We start from the raw sequence: 21,943 nt of genomic DNA, 5'->3' as shown, positions 1-21,943 counted from the left end.
GTGTTACCCCTTCGTACTGCAATTGCTGTTTCGCGGATCAAGAACGTGGCCGTTGTTGTACTTCGCAATGATGTTGTAAAACAGCTTCGGATCGACCGAAGAGAAGTAGCGCACCGGCGCCTTCTCGCCCGGCTGCGACACCGTGCTGTATTCGTTCATGTCGAGCCGGTCTGACGACGCCTTGACTTTTTCCACCCACGCGTTGAACTGCTCGGGGTTGGTGGCGAGCGCACGGAACTTCATATCGGAGAAGCCCCGGCCGCTGTAATTGGCCGACACGCCCGCGTAGTCGCCGGCCTCATCTGCAATGAGGTGCAGCTGCGTCTGCATGCCCGCCATGGCGTAGATCTGGCCGCCCAGCCGCGGAATGAAGAACGAGTTCATGACCGAATCGGACGTGATCACGAAATTAACGGGTGTACCCACTGGGAAAGCCAGTTGATTGACCGATGCGATGCCGAGATCCGGATAGATGAAGAGCCATTTCCAGTCGAGCGCCACCACTTCGACTCTGATCGGTTTCACAGCCGACTCGATGGGCTTGTAGGGATCGAGCTCGTGCGTGGTCTTCCACGTCAGAATGCCGAGACAGAGAATGATGATGGACGGTACAGTCCAGATGACAACTTCGATCGCCGTTGAGTGCGCCCATTTCGGCGCGTACGTCGCATGACGGTTGCTCGCGCGATAACGCCATGCAAACCACAGCGTCATGAGAATGACCGGCACCACGACGATTAACATCGTGAATGTCGCTGTGCCAATCAGCGATTTTTCGGCCATACCGATGCTGCCCTTCGGATCAAGTACATCGAGGTTTCCGCATCCGGAAAGGCACGTGCTCAGCGCGACCGCAATGGGTATCGACGCCCTGTTATGGGCTCCTTCTTTTTTCATATCGTCCGGCTTCTCATAGAACTTTCGCCTAAATTCGCTGCGCCCATTGCTACATGGGACACGCACCCAGAATGCGCATGCCGCAGGATTCTACGAAAGACCGAAGATGTGAAAGTTGATCCTAGGTAAGAGAACCGCACAGAAACCGTGGTTTTCGGCAAAGATTTGTCAACACCCCAAAATTGACTTCCTATGGGGTGTTGCCAGATTCCGTTTCGACCTATTTGATTTGGAAATTTCTGTCAAATCGCAGAAAATGGGTTTCGTTTCGCCCTACGAATTGTTCTATTTTTTTATCTGTCAAACACGTCCCGCCAAACCTTCCGCGTTCGCGAGCCACTCCTGCAGCGTCACCTCCACCGTGATGAACGACAGATTCATCCCGCGCACCACCCGCCCGGCAAACACCTGGCTGTCCGTGCCGGACAGAATCGCGGTGAGCTCCGTGGAGCCAGTATCGTCACGACCCGGCACGGCGCACGCAACTTCGCCGAATAGCCCCACGATCTCGACGCCCGGCCCCGTGACGATCTGTGTGGCCAACGCAGCGCCCACGCCGCTCGTCAGATGTCCGTCGATCAGACTGCCGACCGCGCTGCGCACCACCGCGCGGCCGATCCCATATTGCGCGCACAGCCGCTCGAGCGATTCGACGATGTCTTCATTCGGCTTCAACCGTGCGATCACGGTGCGTCCATAGATGCCGGCTTCGAGTTTGACCTCGGATGAGTTGGATAGCGAAGTCATGCGGCATCCTCCACCGTCGGTCCGAACAAGGTATAGCGGGTTTCCTCGTCGACGTACTGCGTGAAACCGTCGTGTGCAAATGCGCAGAGCCGCAACACCAGCGGCTCACGGCCCACTTCGAGGCGATCGAGAATCACGTGGCCGCCGTGCAGCCGCCCATCAGCGCCGACAAACGCACCGTGGCAATGCAGTGCGACGCCGCCCGCACGGTCCTTACCGATCGTTACCGCGCCGTGCAGCAACGCGACTTCATCGTTCTCCATGTTAGGGGTGCCGTAGATGTAAGGCCGCTCGCCTTGCGCGGCCTTGATGACGACGTGGTATTGCAATGCGCGCGCCGAGCCGCTACAGATCCGGCCGGTCGCGCCACCGAAACCGTGCTGCAACATCAAGTCGCGCAGCACCTTACCGGCGTTGCATCCGCTGGGTATTTCAACGCGCAGTTCGCGCGGCTCCCGCACTACCATGGCCAGCACCCGCGGGTGAGCGGCTGCGCCTGGATGGCGGAAAGCTTCTGTCTTTGACGTCATGGAAGGGTCACGTAAATTACGACACCCCCTATTAGCAACTTCAATGCCATTTGGACGCGCTGCGCAACGCGCACGGTCCGGCAGGCCTCAGCGCGCATGAACCGGCTGACCTGCGCGCAACATCTGTCGCGCGCGGTGCTACAGGTGTCGAGCCCGCGTCATGGCGTGGGATTGCGCGCTAGCTGCCTGAGCGCGCGCCGACCAACCCCAATTGCGCGGCAATATCGACAAATCGCGCCACGCATGGATTCAACGTATCGGGGCTCCACACCAGCGCGACATCGACATAGGGCGCGTGCTGCAACGGCACGAATCTGACGTTGTCCGCGTGCGTGCTGCGCATCGAGCTATGCACGAGCGCAACGCCGAGTTGCTGCGCGACGAGGTTCACGATGGTCTGCTGGAAATTGGTTTCCATGCGGATACGGGGCGTAAACCCCGAACGCCGGCAGTGCTCGACGATCGTGTTGTAGATGAACGGCGAAGCCGCATGGGGGGAGATGATGAACCATTCGTCTCGCAACTCGGCAATGGAAATCGCCGCCCGTGTCGCGAGCCGGTGTCCTTCGGGCAACGCGGCGACCAACTGCTCGCTGAAGATCGTGCGAGTCTCCAGTTCAACCGCGGAGTCCGACGGATACATGATGCCGACGTCGGCTTTGCCGGCGCGAATCTCGGCCACCAGCAAGGTGGGAATGCTTTCGCTGAGCTTCAATTCGACGCGCGGAAAGGCCGATGCATACGCACGCGTCAGCGCCGGCACGATGCTGTACGCGGCGGCGAACATGAAGCCCGCCATCAGCGTGCCCTCCTCGCCGAGGTTGGCGGCGCGCGCATGGCCGCGCGCCTGGTCGACGGTGGCCATCACCGTCTTGGCGTCGCGATAGAAGCGATGCCCGGCTGCCGAGAGCCGCACGCTGCGGCGCGTGCGATCCAGCAGGACGACGCCCAGTTCCGCCTCGAGCAACGCAATCTGCCGCGACAGCGGCGGCTGCGAGATATTGAGCAGCGCCGCCGCCCGACCGAAGTGCAAGGTCTCCGCAAGTACGACGAAATAGCGTAATTGCCTCAGCTCCATGCCTGCCCCAAGTCCGCCTGAAGGAATCCGATTGATACCTATCCGGTATCAGTCGTCGCATCATAATGTATTGGAGACTATTAATGAATCGCACTATGCTTGGTTTCGGAGACAAACCGCTGGCAGTTTTTCCGATCCGCCGGGCCACAAGCCGGGCCGATCCTGCCAATCAGATACATAACGAGAGATGCCATGACCGCCCACGACCCGTTGGACCGCGCCCGTGCAGACTCATCTCGCTCATCGGGGCTGCCGCTTGGCCAACTATGTGGCGACGATCCTACGATGCTGGCCACGCTATCGCGTGCCCGCCTGCTCATCGACCGGCAACTTCCCATTCTGATTCTCGGTGAAACCGGCACCGGCAAGGAATATCTCGCGCGTGCGCTGCACGACTACAGCAACCGCCGGCAGGCGGCGATGGTGTCGGTGAATTGCGGCTCGATCCCTGAGAATCTGATCGAGAGCGAACTATTCGGCTATACACGCGGCGCGTTCTCCGGCGCACTGTCAACCGGCATGAAGGGCAAGGTCGTGCTTGCTCATCGCGGCACGCTGTTCCTCGATGAAATCGGCGATATGCCCGCAGCGCAGCAAACTCGCTTGCTGCGCGCGCTGTCTGAGCGCGAAGTGACACCGATCGGCTCAGCCCAACCGATCGCGGTCGACCTCCAGTTGATCTGTGCGACGCATCAGAATATCGAATCGCACGTCGAAGCAGGAACGTTCCGCGAAGATCTCTATTACCGGATCGCCGTGGGAATCGTGCATCTGCCGCCGGTGCGCGAACGGCATGACCGCGCATGGCTGCTGCAATCTATTCTCGAACGCGAAGCGCCAGGCATGACGCTCGACGCCAACGTCGACAGTGAAGCACGCGAAATTCTGTTGCACTGCAAATGGCCGGGTAATCTGCGCCAGATGCGTGCGGCACTTCAGTATGCCTGCGCGGTGAAGAGCGGTGACCTGATTCGCGCGGGCGACCTGCCGGCCAATGTGCAACCCGGTCAAGGCGTGGGCGGGCATATCGGTCTGCGTTCGACGTTTCATGCCGCGTTGCAGGCAACGCCGCAGCCCTACGCCGCGTCACGTGACAGCGGCGGGCACGCCACGTTGCATAGTGCGCGTTTCGCCGACGCGTCCCGCTTGCCAGTCGCACCGCCGAGCGAACGCGACAACATTCTGCGCGCGCTGTCCGCGAGCCGCTGGAACATCTCAGCCGCGTCGCGCGAACTCGGTATTTGCCGCGCGTCGCTCTATCGCAAGCTCAGGCGGTTTCGCATTCCGCACGTGCGCGACCTTGGCAGCGACATGCTGATGGCGGATCACGGTTGAACGCATGCATCAACGCGGCGACGTGCCTGCCAGAACACGCGCCCCGTCGATCACGATCGTGATGGTTTATTCCCGCGTTGCGGCCGCCTGCGCCGCGGGTCGTTTGAACATTTGCGCAACGATCACGCCGACGAGCGCGGTGCCGCCGCCGAGCACGTGATACAGGTGCAAGGTTTCGCCGAGCATTGCGATGGCGATCAGCGCGGTCGCGATCGGCAGCACGTTCATGAAGAGCGCGCAACGATTCGGGCCGAGATGCTTGACGCCCTGCATCCAGAGAAACGGCAGCACCACCGAGGCCAGCACGCCGGCATACAGGATCAGCGGCACGCTCGCGCGCGTCGGCACAGCTTCGGCTGCCGGCAGGCGCAGCAGCATCGGCAGCATGAACAACAACGCGAACAGCGCCTGCAGGTAGGTGGATTGCCACGACGGCAACCCCACGTGCCAGCGCTTGAGCAGCACGCCGTACAGCGCATACGCGAGCGAGGCGAAAATCATCAGCAGATCGCCGAGATGCGCGCCGTTGGCAAACAGCATCGCCGGATTGCCTTGCGTGATCAGATACACCACGCCGGCCAGCGACAGAATCCCGCCACCCACCATCCCCGTGGTCGGCGCTTCACCGAGCAGCAGCGTGCTGGCGACCATCGTCATCAGCGGCACGAGCGCGGTGATGATCGACATGTTGGTCGCCGTGGTGGTCTTGGCCGCTTCATACGAGAGGCTCTGGAACAAGGCCATCGCGAGAAAGCCGAGTACGGCGAGCTTCGGGAGTTGCGGCACGATCGCCGCCCGGTTGCGCCAGGCCGGTTTCAGTGTGAACAGGCTCATCAGCGCGACCGCCAGCAATAGACGGTAGAACGTGATCGCCGACGGGTCGATGGTATGGGCGGACAACTTCGACACGATGACATTGCCGGCCCACAGCAGGATTGCCACAAAGGGAAACAGGAAATACGATTTCTTCATATCACGCTCTGGCTGATTGTCGACAAGGAATCGGAGGCTCCGACGTGACATGAATTCTTGCGCTCGCACGCAAGGTCCGTCTCACGCCAAAAGGTCTTTATCTGTCGCGAAACGGTCAACCATCCCATGAAGGGCAACACCACGAATGAACGCGCGAACTCCAATGCCCGCGGCACGCCACACTGAAACGCCCACTGCACCCGGCGCGCATGTGCCGTTCGAGAGCACGCCTATGCCGGTGTCGGCCATGGCCGCGTGGTATCCGCACGGCACCGTGATTGCGCCGCACCGTCATCGGCGCGCGCAATTGCTCTATGCGATCGAAGGCGTGATGCTGATCGAATCGGCAACCGGTTCGTGGGTCGTGCCGCCCACCCGTGGCGTATGGCTCGAACCCGAGGTCGATCATTCGGTGCAGATGAGCGGCGATGTGAAAATGCGCACGGTGTTCGTCGAACCCGGCGCGACCGCGCATTTGCCCACGCGCAGTTGCGTGGTCGAAGTCCATCCACTGCTGCGCGAATTGATACTCGCGGCAATCGACGTGCCGCCGGATTACACCGACGGCTCGCGCGACGATCAGTTGATGCGCCTGCTGCTGGCGGAATTGAATGCGGTGCCGTCGCTGCCGCTCTATCTGCCGTGGCCGACCGATCCGCGCTTGCGCAAGGTATGCAACGGCCTGTTCGCCGCCCCCGACGACAATCGCACCATCGGCGCATGGGCCAGCACCCTCGATGTCTCCGAAAAGACGTTTCACCGCTGGTTTCAGCGCGAAACCGGCCTGACGTTCGGTCGCTGGCGTCAGCAGGCGCGCCTTCTGCTCGCGCTCAAACGCCTCGCGCATGGCGAAAAAATCATCACGGTCGCACTGGATCATGGCTACACGAGCCAAAGCGCTTTCGCGGCAATGTTCAAGCGGCATTTCGGCGTGGTGCCGTCAGCGTTTTACGCGTAATGCTCGTTGCTGCCCGGCGCGCAAGCCGGTTCACGGCAGACGGCGCGCCGGGCAAGCTCAAGAGCGTCAGCGGGCGGCCATCCCCTCCGCCGTCACGGCCTCTTGAGGCGCAGCCAGCAACGCCTTGATATCTTTCTTGACGATCTTGCCGTAGGCGGACTTGGGCAACGCGTCCCAGAACACGCAACGTTTTGGCCATTTGTAGCGTGCGAGATGCGGTTCGAGATGCGCCAGCAAGGCTTCCTCCTCGAGCGCCCAGCCCACGCGCCGCACCACCACCGCGACGCCGACTTCCCCCCACTTGGGATCCGGCATGCCGACCACCGCGACTTCCTGCACGGCCTTGTGGGTGAGAATCGCTTCTTCGACTTCGCGCGGATAAACGTTCGAGCCGCCGGAGATGTACATGTCAGACGAACGCCCGGTGATGTACAGGAAGCCCTGTTCGTCGAGATGCCCCAGATCGCCGGTATGGAACCAGCCGTGACGGAAGGCCTTTTCGTTCGCTTCTGCATTGTTGTAATAGCCGACGAACACCGCCGGTCCGCGCACGCAAATTTCACCGCTCGCGCCCGCCGCGAGGCGATGGCCTTCGTCGTCGAGGATGCCGATTTCGATACCGGTTCGCGCGTAGCCACAGGTGCCCACGCGACTGTCGGCGGCATGGTCGTCGGCGCTGTGCAGCGAAGGCGGCAGCACCGTAATGTTGCCGGTCACTTCGCCGAGGCCGTAGTACTGCACCAGCACCTGGCCCAGCTTGCGCAGCGCATGCTTCTGGTCCTCGCGATACATCGGCGCGCCGGCATAGATCATGTATTTCAGCGAACGGTGATCGTAACGGTCCACCGATTCATGCTCCGTCAGCATCTTGACGATAGTCGGCACGGTGAACATATTGTCGACGCGATGCTTTTGCACCAGCGCCCAAGCTTCTTCCGCATCGAGCTTCTCCGAGGCCGGCAAGACGCTGGCCGCCGCGCGCGCGACGTTAACCATCGCGTGAATGCCCGCGCCGTGCGATAGCGGCGCCACCACGAGCGAGCGCGACTCGTGCGTCAACCCGGGCATCAGATCGGCAATGTGATTGGTCAGCACAAAGGCCATCTGCCCATGCGTAAGCACGCCCGCTTTCGGACGCCCGGTGGTGCCGGAGGTGTAGAAGAACCAGAGCGGGTCGTCGCGATCCACGTCCACCGCGGCGAACGGCGGTGCGTCCATCTGCTGCGCGAGTGTCTCGTAGGCAAGTTCGCCTGCCCGTGGCGCGCCGATCGCGATCACATGCTGCAATGCGGGCGATGCCGCGCGCACGGCATCGACGTGGGCGTCGAAGCCGGTTTCGTAGATCATCGCCGCCGCACCGCTCGATTCACCGAGATACGCCGCTTCCGCTGCGGTAATCCGGCAGTTGGTCGGCACCCACACGGCACCGAGTTTGAACGCGACCCACGCGCTTTCGAAAAGCGCCAGGTTGTTGCGCGAATGCACGAGAATCTTGTCGCCCTTGCCGATGCCGAGCCGGCTCAAACCGTGCGCGACCGCGTCGACTCGCGCGTTGATGTCATGCCAGCTCACGCTGCGTTCGGCGTGAATGAAGCCGGGGTGATCGGCGTGGCGTCGGGCTGCATCGGTGAGCAGATTCCCGAGGTTCATGACGGTGGTCAGCATAAGCCCGTGCTTTGAAGAGAGAGAAGGGAAGAGAGGTGCATGGAAGGTCCTGGTGATGGGATGCCTTTTAGCGACGCGCTTCGAGAATGCTCAGATAATTGGTCACGGCGGCGCCGCCCATGTTGAAGACGCCGGCCGTACGCGCATTCGGAATCTGCATCGCACCGGCCTGGCCGCTGACCTGCATCGCCGCCATCACGTGCATCGACACGCCGGTCGCGCCGACCGGATGACCTTTGGCCTTCAGTCCCCCCGACGCATTGACCGGCAAGCGCCCTTCTTTCGTGGTGACGCCGTCGAGAATCACGCGCGCGCCTTGTCCCGGCTCGGCGAGGCCCATCGCTTCGTACTCGATCAGCTCGGCGATCGTGAAACAGTCGTGCGTTTCGACCAGCGACAGATCGTCGAGCGTCATGCCGGCTTGCGCCAGACCTTGCTTCCACGCGAGCCGTGCGCCTTCGAATGCGATCGGGTCGCGCCGCGACAGCGGCAGGTAATCGCTCACCTGCACCGTTGCGCGAAACTCGACCGCCTGACGTGCGTGCCGCGCGATGTCCGGTGACGCAATGATCAAGGCGGCCGCGCCGTCCGAGATCATCGAGCAGTCGGTACGCTTTAGCGGCCCGGCGACGAACGGGTTTTTCTCCGACGGCGTGCGGCAAAAGTCATAGCCGAAATCGCGCCGCATATGCGCATACGGATTCGACACGCCGTTGTGATGATTCTTCGCGGCAATCGCCGCCAGCGCGTCCGACTGATCGCCATAGCGATCGAAATACGTCTGCGCGAGCTGACCGAAAATGCCCGCGAATCCACCGGGTACGTCCGCCTCTTCGCTCGCATACGAGCACTTCTGCAGCACCTTGCCGACTTCGGCGGTTGGCAGGCTCGTCATCTTTTCGTAGCCGATCACCAGCGCGCACGCGGAGCGTCCCGAGCGCACCGCATCGAGCGCGGAGTACACCGCGGCCGAGCCGGTCGAGCACGCGTTTTCGCAACGCACGGTCGAGGTGAAGCGCAATTCAGGAATCGCGTTGAAGACGAGCGCCGACGGAAAGTCCTGATAGACGAACCCGCCGTTAAAGGTGCCCACGTGAATCGAATCGATCTGACCGGCTTCGACGCCGGCATGGTCGAGCGCGCCGCGCGCGCTGTCGGCAATCATGCGTTCGATGTCCAGCGCGTCGAGTTTGCCGAACGGGATATGGCTCCATCCGATGATGGTCGGTTGCATTGCGAACAACTCCTTGGCTTGGGAATGAAGGCTCTTTATGCAAAAGCCAGGCCAGCCGGACCCAGCGATCACGACCACGATGCGGCCAGCACGGCACGCATGAAGCGAAACGCCGCGCCCAAGCAGGCGACGCGTAGCGACGGCGGCCGCTCCCGCACTCGCGCCGCACGCGAACCTGCAGACCGCTCCCACCAGCGTGCGACACAAAGCATGCGACAGGTGTCGCATTCACTCGACACCTGCACGGCATCCGCAGCCTGGCAATAACCCGCCCCTATCGCCTTGATGCCAATGCCCGTAAGGCTCCCGTCGAATGGCATCCAATTTGCTTTTAGCTACCCGCCAGCCTTCGAAGCGGCAAACATAAAACCCAGGAGACAGACGATGAGCGTTACCACCCGGCGCGACTTTCTCAAATGCGCTTCTCTTGCCGCCGCGGCGTCGTTCGCCGGTCTGCACGGCCGCTCCGCGCACGCCGCCGAATTCACCCTCAAGTACGCGAACAACCTGCCCGCCACCCATCCGATGAACATCCGCGCGAAGGAAGCCGCGGCGCGCATCGCATCGGAAAGCAAAGGGCGGGTCGACTTTCAGGTGTATTCGAACAACCAGTTGGGCAGCGACACGGACATGCTCTCGCAGGTCCGCTCAGGTGCGATCGATTACTTCACGCTGTCGCCGCTGATTCTCGGCACGCTCGTGCCGGCCGCACAGATCACGGGCGTCGGCTTCGCGTTCAAGGACTATGACCAGGTGTGGGCCGCGCTCGACGGCGCACTCGGTGCGCGTGTGCGCCAGGAGATCGCGAAGACCTCGGTGTTCGCGTTCGACAGGATCTGGGACAACGGCTACCGTCAGACCACCACCAGCACCAAACCCATCCACCTGCCGGGCGACCTGAAAGGTATCAAGCTGCGCGTGCCGATGAGTCCGATCTGGACGTCGATGTTCCAGGCACTCGGTGCGTCGCCGGCCAGCATCGACTTCTCCGAAGTGTATTCGTCGCTGCAAACGCGCGTGGTTGAAGGCCAGGAGAATCCGCTCGCCACCATTACCGCGGCCAAGCTTTACGAAGTGCAGAAGTATTGCTCGATGACCAATCACATGTGGGACGGTTTCTGGTTCCTCGCGAACAAGCAGTCGTTCGCGCGTCTGCCGAAAGACCTGCAGACCATCGTGCAGAACGCCGTCAACGATGCGGCCATGCAGGAACGCACGGACGTCGCCAAGTTGAACGCATCGCTGATGCCCGAACTGAAAGCGAAAGGCCTGCAATTCAACGATGTCGACATCAATGCGTTCCGCAGCCAGTTGACTTCAACGGGCTTCTACGCCGACTGGCACAAGAAGTTTGGCGACGACGCGTGGACCGCCCTCGAAAAATACACCGGCAAGCTCGCCTGACGCGCCATGCATCTGACCTTGACGAAGAAACTGGAAAACGACGGCCGGCTCGCGCGTGGCCTGACGACGGTCGTCGATTGGGTGATGCACGGCGTAGGCGCGGTGGCGGCCTGCCTCGTGGTTGCCGAGACGGTAATCCTGCTATGCGGCGTGATCTTTCGTTATGGCCTGAGCCAGCCGCTGATCTGGTCCGACGAACTCGCCTCGATCCTGTTCAGTTGGCTGGCCATGCTGGGCGCGGTGCTCGCCTTGCATCGCGGCGCGCATATGCGTCTCACCGCGATCGTCACGCGTTTGCCGGAGAAATGGCGCGGCTGGCTCGAAGCGGTCAGCGCGCTCACCGTCTGCACCTTCGTCGCGCTGATCATCACGCCGGCCATCGAGCACATGAACCTGCAAATGCCGGTCAGCACACCCGCCTTGCAGTTGCCGGACGGCTGGCGTTGCGCCGCGTTGCCGGTCGGCGCGGCGTTGATGCTGATGGCGGCGCTCGCCCGGATCGCGCGTGAAGTGAGTCCCGGACAGTTTGCCGGCGCCTTGCTCACAGCAGGGGCGATCGCCGCCGCGTTGTGGATCGCGCAGCCTTATTTGCTCGCGCTCGGCAACCTGAACCTGATCGTGTTCTTCGTCGTGCTGGTGGGCTTGTGCGTGGCGGGCGGTGTGCCGATTGCGTTCAGCTTCGGCACGGCGACGCTCGCCTATCTGGTGCTGATGACGCATGCGCCGCTCGGCATTGTCGTGAGCAGGATGGATGAGGGGATGGCGAACCTGGTGCTGCTGTCGGTGCCGCTGTTCGTGCTGCTCGGCGCCCTACTGGAATTGAGCGGACTCGCGCGGTGCCTGATCGACTTCATGGCCGCTTTGCTCGGCCATGTGCGCGGCGGTCTGCAATATGTGCTGCTCGGCGCGATGTTTCTGGTGTCGGGCATCTCCGGTGCGAAAGCGGCCGACATGGCGGCCATTGCGCCGGCGCTGTTCCCCGAAATGCAGCGGCGCGGCGCGAAACCCGAGGAACTGGTCGCCCTGTTGTCGTCGACCGGTGCGATGACCGAGACGATTCCACCGAGCCTCGTGCTGATCACCATCGGCGCGGTCTGCGGCGTGTCGATCACCGCGCTGTTCGTTGGCGGGATCATGCCGGCCGTGGTCGCAACCATCGCAATTGGTTTCGTTTGCTGGCGGCGCGCGCGGCACGAACCGGCAAGCAACAGCACCCGCGCGCCGTTACGCACGATTCTGCGCACCTTCGTGATCGCACTGCCCGCGCTCGCGCTGCCAATGCTGATTCGCGTGGTGGTGATCGAAGGCGCGGCCACCGCCACCGAAGTGTCGACCATCGGTATCGCGTACACGCTGATTGCGGGCGTGCTGCTGCATCTGTGCGGACGCCGGATCGAATGGCGCCGCCTCTATTCGCTGCTGCTCGATACCGCCAGTTTGTCCGGCGCCATTCTGCTGATCATCGGTCTGGCCACCGCGATGGCGTGGGCGCTCACGCAATCGGGTTTCTCCGCGTCCCTGGTAGCGGCGATGGAACAGATACCGGGTGGTCCGCGCGCGTTTCTGTGCGTGTCGATCGTGTTGTTCGTGGTGCTCGGCAGCGTGCTCGAAGGCATCCCCGCGATCGTGCTGTTCGGCCCGTTGCTGTTTCCGGTGGCGCGAGCGCTCGGCATTCACGACGTGCACTACGCGATGGTCGTGATTCTGTCGATGGGGCTCGGCCTGTTCGCGCCGCCCATGGGCGTGGGTTTCTATGCCGCGTGCGCGATCGGCAAGGTGTCGCCGGACCGGGTCGTGAGCCGCGTGTGGGGCTATCTCGGCGCGCTGTTCATCGCGCTGCTGGTGGTCGCATTCGTGCCGTGGCTGTCGATCGGTTTTTTGAAGTGAATGCGCTTTGATGCATGGATGGATTTATGCCGATGCTTCGAAGTCTTTGTTCGAGCCTCTGCTAAGCCGATTTCTTCCCGCTGTTTCCGATCATTCGAGAGTTCGCTGTGAATCTGAATACTGAAACTTCCCGCCATACCCCGTCTCCCCTCACTCATCCGCGCGTCGCGCTCGTCACTGGCGGCGGTGCGGGCATCGGCGCGGCCATCTCACAGCAGCTTGCCGAAGCCGGGCACATCGTCTTCATCGGCGACATCAACGCGCATACCGCGAACGATCTCGCCGGTTCGCTGTGCACAGCCGGTCACGAGGCGTATGCCGTGCAGCTTGACGTGTCGGTGCCCGCATCGATCGACGCCGCGTTCGACACCATCGAGAGCCAGTTCGGCCGCTGCGACATCCTGGTGAACAACGCCGGCATCGCGAAGACCTTTCCGTTTCTCGACTATCCGGTCGAGCACTGGCGAAAAGTCTTCGACGTGAACGTCACCGGACCCATGCTGTGCGGCCAGCATGCTGCGCGGCTAATGCGCAAGACCGGCTGGGGGCGGATCGTGAATATCGCCTCCGTCAGCGGCATGCGCGCGAGTTCGGGCCGCACCGCCTACGGCACGTCGAAGGCCGCGGTGGTTGGACTGACGCGGCAAATGGCGATCGAGCTCGCCGAATACGGCATCACGACCAACGGCGTCGCGCCGGGCCCGATCGACACGCCGATGACGCTCGATCTGCATTCGCAAGTCGCGCGCGACAACTACACGCGCGCGGTGCCGGCGAAGCGTTACGGCGTTCCCGCGGAAATCGCCGCCGTGGTCCAATTTTTGTGCTCGGAGCAGGCGTCGTATGTGAACGGGCAGACGGTGCCGGTAGATGGCGGTTTTATGGCGGCGGGGGTGTTGGAGATTTAGACGGACTGCGTCCTCGCGCTATGCCAGCCGCTGCCTCCGGTGCTCGAACCGTCTGCGACAGGCATCAGCGCGTGGCGGGCGGCAGCGCGGCCAACCGTAAATGCTCGACACCTTCCGCGAGCGCAAGCGTCGACTGCTGCCCGTCGCGCAGGCGAATGCTGATCGTCCGGTCGCGCTCATCGCGTGAGCCTAGCGCGACGAAAATCGGCACCTGCTTCTCGCGTGCGTCGACGATCTTCTTTTCGAGCCGCTCCGGCCGGCCGTCGAGCAGCACCCGGATGCCGGCGTCTTCAAGCGCCTGCATCACCTCTTGCGCGTAGACCGCGTTCGCATCGCTGATCGTCGCGACCACAAGCTGCTCGGGCGCGAGCCACACCGGCAGCCATCCTTCGTGGTGTTCGAGCAGCATCGCGATGAACCGCTCCATGCTGCCGAGCACCGCGTGATGAATCATCACCGGCCGCTCGCGCTCGTTGCGCTCGTTGACGAACTCCGCGTCGAGCCGCTCGGGCAGCACGAAATCGAGCTGGATCGTGCCGCATTGCCAGCTCCGCTCACGGCTGTCCGTCAGATGAAACTCCAGTTTCGGGCCGTAAAATGCGCCCTCTCCTTCGAGCACATCGAATTCGAGGCCTGCGGCACGCGCCGCATTGGCCAGCGCCTCTTCCGCACGGTCCCACGTTTGATCGTCGCCCGCGCGCATCGCGGGCCGTGTGGCTAGTGCAACTTTGAAGCTGGGGAAACCGAGGTCCACATAGACAGCACGCAAAAGCGCACAGAAGCGACCGACTTCGGCTTCGATATGCGCTTCCGTGCAGAACACATGCGCATCGTCCTGCACGAATGCACGCGTACGCTTGAGCCCTTCAAGCGACCCCGACGGTTCGTCGCGATGGCACGCGCCGAATTCGCTATAACGAACCGGCAACTCGCGATACGAGCGCACGCGCTGGTTGAACACCTGCACATGACACGGGCAACTCATCGGTTTCAAACACAGCGCGCGCCCTTCTTCCGCGTCGGCCAGCGAATACATCGCCGCGCCGAACTTCTCCCAATGGCCACTTTTCTCCCACAGCGAGCGCGCCAGCAATTGCGGCGTACGGATCTCGCGAAAGCCCGCGCGCCGCATGCGGGCGCGAATGTAGTCTTCCAGCACGCGGTAAAGCTCCCAGCCGCGTGGGTGCCAGAAAACCATGCCGGCCCCTTCTTCCTGCTGATGGAAAAGGTCGAGTTTGTTGCCCAGTACACGATGGTCGATGTCGTTCACGATGACGCTCCATTGGCTTTGAAATTGCACATGCTGCAGATCGATGCCGCAAACGGAGGTCCAGAAACGCCAAAGGCCCCGTCCGTTTCCGGCGGGGCCTTCGGTGGTCTGCCACAGCTTCCTGCTTCTAGCGTGCGCAACCTCCAGACGACCCGCCTGTAAAGGTGGTCGTCGTGGTGGTGACAGCAGCGAAGGGAATCGAGTGGAAGTCCATGGATCGACAGTAAACGATTTTGCCAGGGGACGTCAATCGCAATCTTGGCGGGCGCCGGTTTGTGTTCAGCTTTACTTCGAGGTCAACCAGACGCCGCCAATGATCGCGCCCACGCCGAGCAACCGCGTCAGATCCGCTGGCCGCGCGCTCGCGCCGAGCCAGCCAAAGTGGTCGAGCATCAACGAAACAATGAATTGCGTTGCCACGATAATCGTGAATGCGGTCGTGAGGCCAAGGCGTGAAGCGGTATAGCCAATCGAACCGGCGATAACGAGGCCGAGCGCGCCTGCGGTGAACGCATACCATGGCACGTCCAGCCACGCTCTGGCGTGTCCGTCGCGCATCGTCAGGAGCAGTACGATTGCCAGCACCGACCCGCTTGCATAGTTGATGAAGATCCCTCCGGTCGTCCCGATACTTCTCTCCATGACGCCCATAAATTGACCCTGCAACGCCACCGCACATCCGCCTGTTACCGCGACAGCTGTTAATCCAATCACATTCCCTGACATGACATTCATCCACAAAATTCGAGCATAAGTTGACAGTACCGTTGGATCGCCGCACGCCCTGACAGACATGGGATTCGCAGCGAAGCACCGCGCCATGAGCGTGACCCGCGTCACAGTATCTCTGCCCACTTGAAAAACCTGAAACGCTATATTTTCACTTCTGCCGTTAAATCGTTTCACAGTGAGGAGCGCGCTTGTGCTGTCGATAGAATCGCTGCAACTGGTCGACCTGATTGCCAGAACCGGCAGCTTTACCGCCGCGGCGAAGGCCTTGCACCGGGTGCCGTCGGCGGTCAGCTACGCGGTCCGGAATATCGAGGAGGAGCTTGGCGTCGAGCTGTTTCGCCGTCTGCACCGAACCGTCGTATTGACCGAGGCCGGCCGCCATTTCGTCGACGAAGCGCGCGGCATGCTCAAGAAGATGGACGAAATCAAACGCGAGACGCTCCGCGTGGCCAACGGGTGGCAGCCGAGTCTCTCTATTGCGCTCGACAACATCGTGTGTGCCGACCGGATCAGCGCGTTGATGGCGGACTTCTACCGGCACTTCGACAATGTAGAACTCATCGTGAGGATCGAGGTATTCAACGGCGTCTGGGAAGCGCTCGTCACCGGCCGCAGCGATATCGCGATTGGCGCGACCACCGCCGTGCCGGTCGGCGGAGATTTTCAGTTCAGGGACATGGGTTCGATCGAATGGGCGTTTCTGGTGAGCCGGAATCATCCGCTCGCCACAGTCACGACGCCTTTGAGCAATGACGTCCTGGCGGCGTTTCCGTCGATCTGTCTTGAGGACACGTCGCGGGATATTCCGAAACGCACCACCTGGCTGCTGCCGAATCAACGCAGACTCGTCGTGCCGGACTGGCTGCGCGCGATCAATTGCTTCACCGAAGGATTGGGAATCGGCTACATGCCGGTGCATCTTGCGCGGCTCTATATCGAGTCCGGCGCGCTGGTGGAAAAAACGGTCGAACATCCGAAGGCGCCCGCGCCCTGTTGCGTCGCCTGGTATGGCGGCAAGACGTCGCCGGTGCTGGACTGGGTGCTCGATTATCTCGGTGACAGCGAGAAACTCCATCGCGAATGGATATCGTGAGCGAGCCGGCGTCACTACCCGGAATCTTCAGTCCCACGTACTATAGCGAGCAGAAGACTGGCCGCCTTGCCTGGCGGCCCCTGCGATCCACACTTCAGACCGACCGAGCACTTCACCTTGACCATCCATATCCGCCCCGCCCACGCCTCCGACGCCGCGTTGATTCTCCGCTTTATCACCGAACTCGCGGTGTATGAAAAAGCGGAACACGAAGTTGTCGCAACCGTTAAAGACATCGAAGCAAGCCTGTTCTCCGCCACGTCCACCGCGAAGTCGCTGATCTGCGAAATGAACGGTGAGCCGATCGGCTTTAGTGTCTACTTCTTCTCGTATTCGACGTGGCTCGGCAAACAGGGGCTTTACCTGGAAGACCTCTATATATCGCCGGCAGCGCGCGGCAGCGGTGCGGGCAAGCAGATGCTGCGCCACCTCGCCCAGATTGCATGCGAGAGCGGCTGCGGCCGCTTCGAATGGAGCGTGCTGGACTGGAACGAGCCTGCGATCGGCTTCTATGAGTCGATCGGCGCGAGCGCGCAAAGCGAGTGGGTTCGCTACCGGCTGGCGGGCGATGCACTCACGGCGTTTGCCGACGGCGATGTGTGAGACACGTTGGCCTCCGGCCAAACACGCCAGACATAGCGCGCGAAGCGTAGCCGCTCCGCCGCGCCATCGCGAATCGGCTAGTCTCCCGCTCCGCTCGCGGCCGGCTCGACTTCAAACGCGTCGCCCGTGGCGAAGAATGTGCCGCCGGCCACGTAATGGCACGTGCGCAGATTGGGATCGTCGCCGAAATGCCAGCGATTGTTCGAATACACGCGGCTGTCCGCGTACGCCGCGACCACTTCGCCGATGATCAGATCGTGCCGCTGGCTATCGTCCGGAATCACCTTGCATTCCATCCACGTAATGCAGCCGGCCAGCATCGGCACATCGATTTCCTGGGCAGGGAAGGTCTCGAGGTCGAAGGCCGAGAACTTGTCGAGTTCAGTGCCCGCGTTCGTGCCCACCGCCAGCGTCTGCGCGGCAAATCCACGGCTCGGCAGTTGCAGCCCGAACACGCCGCTCGCTTCGATCAGTTGCCGCGTGAGCGTGCGGCTGTCCACCACCACCACGACTTTCGGCGGGGTGAAATCGAGCGGCATGGCCCACGATGCCGCCATCACGTTCGAGCGGCCGCCGTGCGCGCTGGTAATGATCGTGACGGGGCCATGATTCAGTAACTGCGTGGCGCGCGACAATGCGACCGGTTCCCGGGTGACTTTCATAGGTGCTGTTCCGCGTCAAATGGATCAGGCAAATTGTAGCGGCGACGCGCAAAGCGGATGGAATAGCCCTACGAGCGACATTCGGGCAAGCCGCCGCGCCACGGAATCGGTGTGATTTCCACGGGCAAGCGCTATTTCCAGGCAATCCAGGCGAGAATGCACAACCGCCACCCACCGATGGAAAGACCGTGCGTATCGTGTGCCTGCATACCGCTGACAGCAATATCGCCATATTCGACGCGGCCGCCCGCGCCGCCGGATTCGAGTCGCTCGAGTTGACGCATGTGGTCCGCGCGGACTTGCTCGCTGCGGCTGAGCAGGCCGGCGGCTTGACCGACGAGATTGCGGCGCAAACCCGCGAGGTGCTCCTCACGTTAGCGGACAACGCAGACGCCGTGTTGCTCAACTGTTCGACACTCGGCCCGTCAGTGGACAACGCCCTCGCCGCGCAGGCCGCTCCGGTACCTGTTCTGCGGGCCGACGCCGCGTTGGCTCAGCGCGCGGTAGAAGGCGGCGGCAAGGTTGTCGTGCTATGCACCGTGCCCACCACGCTCGACCCTACAACCCGAGTGTTCGCTCAAGCCGCCACACGTACCGCCGCACAGGTCGAGGTTCAATTGATTGGCGGCGCGTGGGACCGTTTTAGGGCCGGCGATCTGGCGGGCTATCTGTCCGTGATCGCCGCCGCAACGGATACCGCCTACGAAAGCGGCGCGGACGTCGTGGCGTTTGCACAAACATCCATGGCCGGCGCGGCCTTGCTGGTCAAGGGCGGAATGAAGCCGCTGACCACGCCGACCATCGCCCTCGCCGCCGCGATCCACGCTGCCGCGCTCGCCGCCTGACGCACGATGTTCGCGGAGTACATCGTCAAATGGAACTTGCTGCCGGACGGCGAGCCGATTCGCACGCATAGCAGCCGCCTCTTGCCAGTGCGGCAGCACGGTGTCGCCGCGATGCTGAAAGTTGCAGAGGAACCCGAAGAGAAATTCGGCGCGCAGTTGATGGTATGGTGGGACGGCGACGGCGCGGCCCGCGTGCTCGCTCATGATGCCGACGCTCTGCTGCTGGAGCGCGCCGACGGCCATCACTCGTTAGTGGACCAGGTCCGCACAGGCGACAACGAGGTAGACGACCACGCCATCGAGATCCTCTGCGCCGCCGCTGCACGACTCCACACGCCACGAAACAAAGCGCTGCCCGAACTGATCGGCTTGCCGCGCTGGTTCCAGAGTCTCTGGCCCGCCGCGGAGCAATACGGCGGCTGGCTGGCCGGGAGCGCCGCCGCGGCACACGCACTGCTCGCCACACCACAAGATCCGGTTGTGCTGCACGGCGACATTCACCACGGCAACGTGCTCGATTTCGGCGCGCGCGGCTGGCTGGCGATCGACCCGAAAGGTCTGTACGGTGAACGCGGTTTCGACTACGCCAACATCTTCTGCAACCCGGACTTGGCATCCGCGCTAGTGCCGGGAAGGTTCGAGCGTCGCGTCGAACGCGTGGCGCAAATCGGCGGACTCGACAGACGCCGTCTGCTGCAATGGATTCTCGCGTGGTCGGGTCTGTCCGCAGCGTGGATTCTCGAAACGGGCGAGACGCCGGACATCGACATTGAGATCGGCAGAATGGCAGCCGAAGCGCTAAGGCAGAAGTAAGCGCCTCGAACTGAAAAAATGATCGTGGACACAGTCGCCAAGGCGCTGGCGCGATCGCCCCGATCCTTGGCCGTAAGCGGGTATCGTCAGGCGACAGCCGGTCAGCCGCCGCCCAGACATTCTGTCAATCAGTGCGGCGCCTTGCCGTTCGGTATGGCGTCGAGAGGTTTGTGCTGGTCTTCGCCGAGCCCTGGGAAAAACGCGTTCCACGCGGCGCGCACGCCTTGGGCCGCAGTCGCCTCAGCGCCAATCGATTCGGCCTCGCCCTCGGCAGCTTTCGACGGGTCGGCGGAGAGGCCGCGCCAGTGCGTAAACACCAGCAGCGGTTTTTCGGTCCACACGCCGTCGCCGTATTTCGCAAATGCTGTGTCCCCGCTCGTCAACTGCACCTCGTACCAGCCTTCGCGGACGGGGGTATGGGCAGCGAGTTCAAACCAAGCGGTCGGTTCGATTTCCTTCATGTCGTCTCCGGTCAGATAGATCGTCATTGATAAGCACATCAAAGGCATGCTTCATGCCCGAGCCCGGTAGCGGCCCGGCCACGTGGGCGCCGCGTGTCACGCGATATTGCAGGGCGGTGCGCTGGGCATGACCTGCGGGCGATTCGTCGACGTCGCGCACGTCCAGATCACCGCGCATAAGCGACACGATAGCGCGACATGGGCCGCACGGACAAACGTAAAAACTTACACGACGCGTCCGCTTACGGTGTTGCTTATTACCTTGCTCGGGCCTTGCTCGTTTCCTTCCTGGCCGACCCGCCGCTCGACTCGCCGGCCACCTCGCGCGCCAGCCCGGCCAGGACGCGCACAGCGGGCGCCAGTTGTCCGGCTGGCGTGCTGCCGTAGCCAATCACCAGACCATTCGTCTCGTCGCGCTGTTGCAGCGCAAAACCCGACAGCGCGCGTGGATTGAGCCGTTGAGCAAGCGCGCGTTCGGCAAGGGTCCGATCGGAAATAGACGGCGGCAAGCGCAACGTCAGATGCATGCCGCAATTGCCGCCCAGAATCTGCGACGGCGCGAAATGCTCGGTGAGCGCATCGCGCAGCGCCTGCTGGCGCTCCCGATACAAGCGCCGCATGCGGCCCAGATGCCGCCCGAATTCGCCACTGTCGATGAAATGCGCCAGCGCCAGTTGCTCCAGGCGATGCCCACCACGCAGCATCTCCTGCAACGCGACAGCGGTGTGCGTGGCGATGGCGCGCGGCAGCACCACGAACCCGATGCGCAGCGCCGGAAACATCGTTTTGCTAAACGAGCCGACGTACAAAACCGGCGCGTCCTCGACCAGCCCCTGCATGCTGGCGATCGGCTCGCCGGTATGGCGGAATTCGCCGTCGTAGTCGTCCTCGATCAACCAGGCGCCGCAACGGCGCGCCTGCGCGATCAGCTCCAGCCGGCGCGCCACCGACAACACCGCGCCGGTCGGATACTGATGGGCGGGCGACGTGTAGATCAGCTTGGGCGGATGCGTGCGCCAGGCGTCGGGCGGCACCGCGATGCCTTCGGCGTCGACCGGCATCGGCCGCATGCTGAGATCGCCGAGATTGAACGCCGCCTTGGCACCGCGATAGCCCGGGTCCTCCACCCACGCGACGTCGCCCGAATTGGTGAACAGCCGCACGCACAGGTTCAGCGCTTCCTGCGCGCCCTCGGTGATGACCACCTGTGAGCCTTCGCAGCGCACGCCCCGCGCCATCCGCAAATGCGCGGCGATCGCGTCGCGCAGCGCCGGCTCACCAGCCGGGTCGCCGTAGCCAAGCGCGAGCGGCAACGCGCGCTCCATCGACCGTTCCAGCGCGCGCCGCCAGGCGGCCAATGGAAAGTGGTCCAGCGCGGGGGTGCCGGGCGTCATCGGCAAGGTGTTGTCGGCGTGGGTACGCGTCGCCGAGAACTGCTCGACGCGCGCCGCGTAGGCCACATCCGGCGCGGGCGGCAGGGTTTGCGGTTCACCGCGTGCTGCACGACTGGAGAGCGGACTCACGCGCGTGCCCTTTTTGTCGGCCACCACATAGCCGACCGCGGCCAGATGCTCGTACGCGATCACCACGGTATTGCGTGACACGCCCATTTCCGCCGCCAGCAAGCGCGACGACGGCAGCAGCGACCCCGCCGGTAAACGCCCGGCGAGGATGGCCTGCTGCAAACGCTCGATGAGCTGCCTTTGCAGCGGCACGGATTTTTCAACACTGCCGGCAGTGCCTCCGATGCTCGTCGCGGCCGGGTTGGTGAGCGGGCCAATGATCTCGATCATTTCGGCTGGACCTATCAAATGCTGTTCGGCTGGATCTTTTTAACATACCACGTTTG

At 62.7% G+C, this 21,943-nt stretch carries 22 protein-coding genes; 9 read left to right on the top strand and 13 right to left on the bottom strand.

The window, feature by feature from the left end:
* Positions 1-3: 3 nt before the first annotated feature.
* The 4 genes from cyoA to PQR67_RS04985 form a co-directional block, all read right to left on the bottom strand.
* Complete coding sequence (gene cyoA, locus PQR67_RS05000; RefSeq protein WP_408455296.1) at positions 4-897, bottom strand: ubiquinol oxidase subunit II; 894 nt, start codon at positions 895-897, stop codon at positions 4-6.
* Positions 898-1,197: 300 nt separating this feature from the next.
* A complete protein-coding gene (locus tag PQR67_RS04995) occupies positions 1,198-1,644 on the bottom strand; it encodes a PPC domain-containing DNA-binding protein (RefSeq protein ID WP_408455293.1) in 447 nt (148 codons plus the stop codon).
* Positions 1,641-2,174: a PCC domain-containing protein gene (locus PQR67_RS04990; protein ID WP_408455290.1), complete on the bottom strand. Its 534-nt coding sequence runs from the start codon at positions 2,172-2,174 to the stop codon at positions 1,641-1,643. Before PQR67_RS04990 ends, PQR67_RS04995 begins: the two co-directional genes overlap by 4 nt.
* A gap of 178 nt (positions 2,175-2,352) precedes the next feature.
* The gene (locus tag PQR67_RS04985; protein ID WP_408455287.1) at positions 2,353-3,252 is read right to left on the bottom strand and encodes a LysR family transcriptional regulator; all 900 of its coding nucleotides are present in this window, start codon (positions 3,250-3,252) and stop codon (positions 2,353-2,355) included.
* Between the two features lie 192 nt (positions 3,253-3,444).
* Here PQR67_RS04985 and PQR67_RS04980 point away from each other — a divergent pair, with 192 nt between their 5' ends.
* The gene (locus PQR67_RS04980) at positions 3,445-4,587 is read left to right on the top strand and encodes a sigma-54-dependent Fis family transcriptional regulator (RefSeq protein WP_408455284.1); all 1,143 of its coding nucleotides are present in this window, start codon (positions 3,445-3,447) and stop codon (positions 4,585-4,587) included.
* A 66-nt stretch (positions 4,588-4,653) separates the two neighbouring features.
* On the opposite strand, the gene PQR67_RS04975 is transcribed toward PQR67_RS04980, so the two are convergent.
* Positions 4,654-5,559: a DMT family transporter gene (locus PQR67_RS04975; protein WP_408455282.1), complete on the bottom strand. Its 906-nt coding sequence runs from the start codon at positions 5,557-5,559 to the stop codon at positions 4,654-4,656.
* 145 nt (positions 5,560-5,704) lie between these two features.
* Here PQR67_RS04975 and PQR67_RS04970 point away from each other — a divergent pair, with 145 nt between their 5' ends.
* The gene (locus PQR67_RS04970) at positions 5,705-6,517 is read left to right on the top strand and encodes an AraC family transcriptional regulator (RefSeq protein WP_408455279.1); all 813 of its coding nucleotides are present in this window, start codon (positions 5,705-5,707) and stop codon (positions 6,515-6,517) included.
* A 66-nt stretch (positions 6,518-6,583) separates the two neighbouring features.
* Here PQR67_RS04970 and PQR67_RS04965 read toward each other — a convergent pair whose 3' ends face one another.
* On the bottom strand, positions 6,584-8,182 hold the full coding sequence (locus PQR67_RS04965; protein ID WP_408455276.1) for an acyl-CoA synthetase: 1,599 nt from the start codon (positions 8,180-8,182) through the stop codon (positions 6,584-6,586).
* Between the two features lie 67 nt (positions 8,183-8,249).
* On the bottom strand, positions 8,250-9,416 hold the full coding sequence (locus PQR67_RS04960; RefSeq protein ID WP_408455273.1) for an acetyl-CoA acetyltransferase: 1,167 nt from the start codon (positions 9,414-9,416) through the stop codon (positions 8,250-8,252).
* A 384-nt stretch (positions 9,417-9,800) separates the two neighbouring features.
* On the opposite strand from PQR67_RS04960, the gene PQR67_RS04955 reads away from it, so the two are divergent.
* The 3 genes from PQR67_RS04955 (at position 9,801) to PQR67_RS04945 (ending at position 13,615) form a co-directional block, all read left to right on the top strand.
* Positions 9,801-10,820, top strand: a complete 1,020-nt coding sequence (locus PQR67_RS04955) for a TRAP transporter substrate-binding protein (protein WP_408455270.1) — start codon at positions 9,801-9,803, stop codon at positions 10,818-10,820.
* Between the two features lie 6 nt (positions 10,821-10,826).
* Positions 10,827-12,707 (top strand): TRAP transporter large permease, encoded by a 1,881-nt coding sequence (locus PQR67_RS04950; protein WP_408455267.1) that lies wholly within the window; start codon positions 10,827-10,829, stop codon positions 12,705-12,707.
* A 107-nt stretch (positions 12,708-12,814) separates the two neighbouring features.
* On the top strand, positions 12,815-13,615 hold the full coding sequence (locus PQR67_RS04945) for an SDR family NAD(P)-dependent oxidoreductase (protein WP_408455264.1): 801 nt from the start codon (positions 12,815-12,817) through the stop codon (positions 13,613-13,615).
* A 64-nt stretch (positions 13,616-13,679) separates the two neighbouring features.
* Here PQR67_RS04945 and thrS read toward each other — a convergent pair whose 3' ends face one another.
* The gene (gene thrS / locus PQR67_RS04940) at positions 13,680-14,885 is read right to left on the bottom strand and encodes a threonine--tRNA ligase (protein ID WP_408455261.1); all 1,206 of its coding nucleotides are present in this window, start codon (positions 14,883-14,885) and stop codon (positions 13,680-13,682) included.
* A gap of 285 nt (positions 14,886-15,170) precedes the next feature.
* The gene (locus tag PQR67_RS04935; RefSeq protein WP_408455259.1) at positions 15,171-15,611 is read right to left on the bottom strand and encodes a DMT family transporter; all 441 of its coding nucleotides are present in this window, start codon (positions 15,609-15,611) and stop codon (positions 15,171-15,173) included.
* Between the two features lie 196 nt (positions 15,612-15,807).
* Here PQR67_RS04935 and punR point away from each other — a divergent pair, with 196 nt between their 5' ends.
* Both punR and PQR67_RS04925 read left to right on the top strand, forming a co-directional pair.
* Positions 15,808-16,710 (top strand): DNA-binding transcriptional activator PunR, encoded by a 903-nt coding sequence (gene punR, locus PQR67_RS04930; RefSeq protein ID WP_408455256.1) that lies wholly within the window; start codon positions 15,808-15,810, stop codon positions 16,708-16,710.
* Positions 16,711-16,827: 117 nt separating this feature from the next.
* Positions 16,828-17,313, top strand: a complete 486-nt coding sequence (locus tag PQR67_RS04925; RefSeq protein ID WP_408455253.1) for a GNAT family N-acetyltransferase — start codon at positions 16,828-16,830, stop codon at positions 17,311-17,313.
* Between the two features lie 77 nt (positions 17,314-17,390).
* Here the strand turns inward: PQR67_RS04925 and PQR67_RS04920 are convergent, their stop codons facing one another.
* The gene (locus PQR67_RS04920; protein ID WP_408455250.1) at positions 17,391-17,975 is read right to left on the bottom strand and encodes a flavin reductase family protein; all 585 of its coding nucleotides are present in this window, start codon (positions 17,973-17,975) and stop codon (positions 17,391-17,393) included.
* Between the two features lie 188 nt (positions 17,976-18,163).
* On the opposite strand from PQR67_RS04920, the gene PQR67_RS04915 reads away from it, so the two are divergent.
* Complete coding sequence (locus PQR67_RS04915; RefSeq protein ID WP_408455247.1) at positions 18,164-18,820, top strand: aspartate/glutamate racemase family protein; 657 nt, start codon at positions 18,164-18,166, stop codon at positions 18,818-18,820.
* A 6-nt stretch (positions 18,821-18,826) separates the two neighbouring features.
* Positions 18,827-19,633 (top strand): aminoglycoside phosphotransferase family protein, encoded by an 807-nt coding sequence (locus tag PQR67_RS04910; protein WP_408455245.1) that lies wholly within the window; start codon positions 18,827-18,829, stop codon positions 19,631-19,633.
* A gap of 128 nt (positions 19,634-19,761) precedes the next feature.
* Here PQR67_RS04910 and PQR67_RS04905 read toward each other — a convergent pair whose 3' ends face one another.
* The 3 genes from PQR67_RS04905 to pdxR all read right to left on the bottom strand — a co-directional run bounded on the left by PQR67_RS04905 (position 19,762) and on the right by pdxR (position 21,887).
* Positions 19,762-20,094, bottom strand: coding sequence for a hypothetical protein (locus PQR67_RS04905; RefSeq protein WP_408455242.1), 333 nt, complete (start codon positions 20,092-20,094; stop codon positions 19,762-19,764).
* Positions 20,063-20,272 (bottom strand): hypothetical protein, encoded by a 210-nt coding sequence (locus PQR67_RS04900; RefSeq protein ID WP_408455239.1) that lies wholly within the window; start codon positions 20,270-20,272, stop codon positions 20,063-20,065. The genes PQR67_RS04905 and PQR67_RS04900 overlap by 32 nt, the downstream gene beginning before the upstream one ends.
* 79 nt (positions 20,273-20,351) lie before the next feature.
* Entirely contained in the window at positions 20,352-21,887 is a 1,536-nt protein-coding gene (pdxR, locus tag PQR67_RS04895) for a MocR-like pyridoxine biosynthesis transcription factor PdxR (protein WP_408455237.1), read from the bottom strand.
* Positions 21,888-21,943: the final 56 nt, after the last annotated feature.

The organism is Paraburkholderia fungorum, from assembly GCF_046026025.1.
GTDB lineage: Bacteria > Pseudomonadota > Gammaproteobacteria > Burkholderiales > Burkholderiaceae > Paraburkholderia > Paraburkholderia fungorum_E.
The sequence above is the reverse complement of the archived record's forward strand: the minus strand, read 5'-3'. Positions and strand labels throughout refer to the sequence as shown.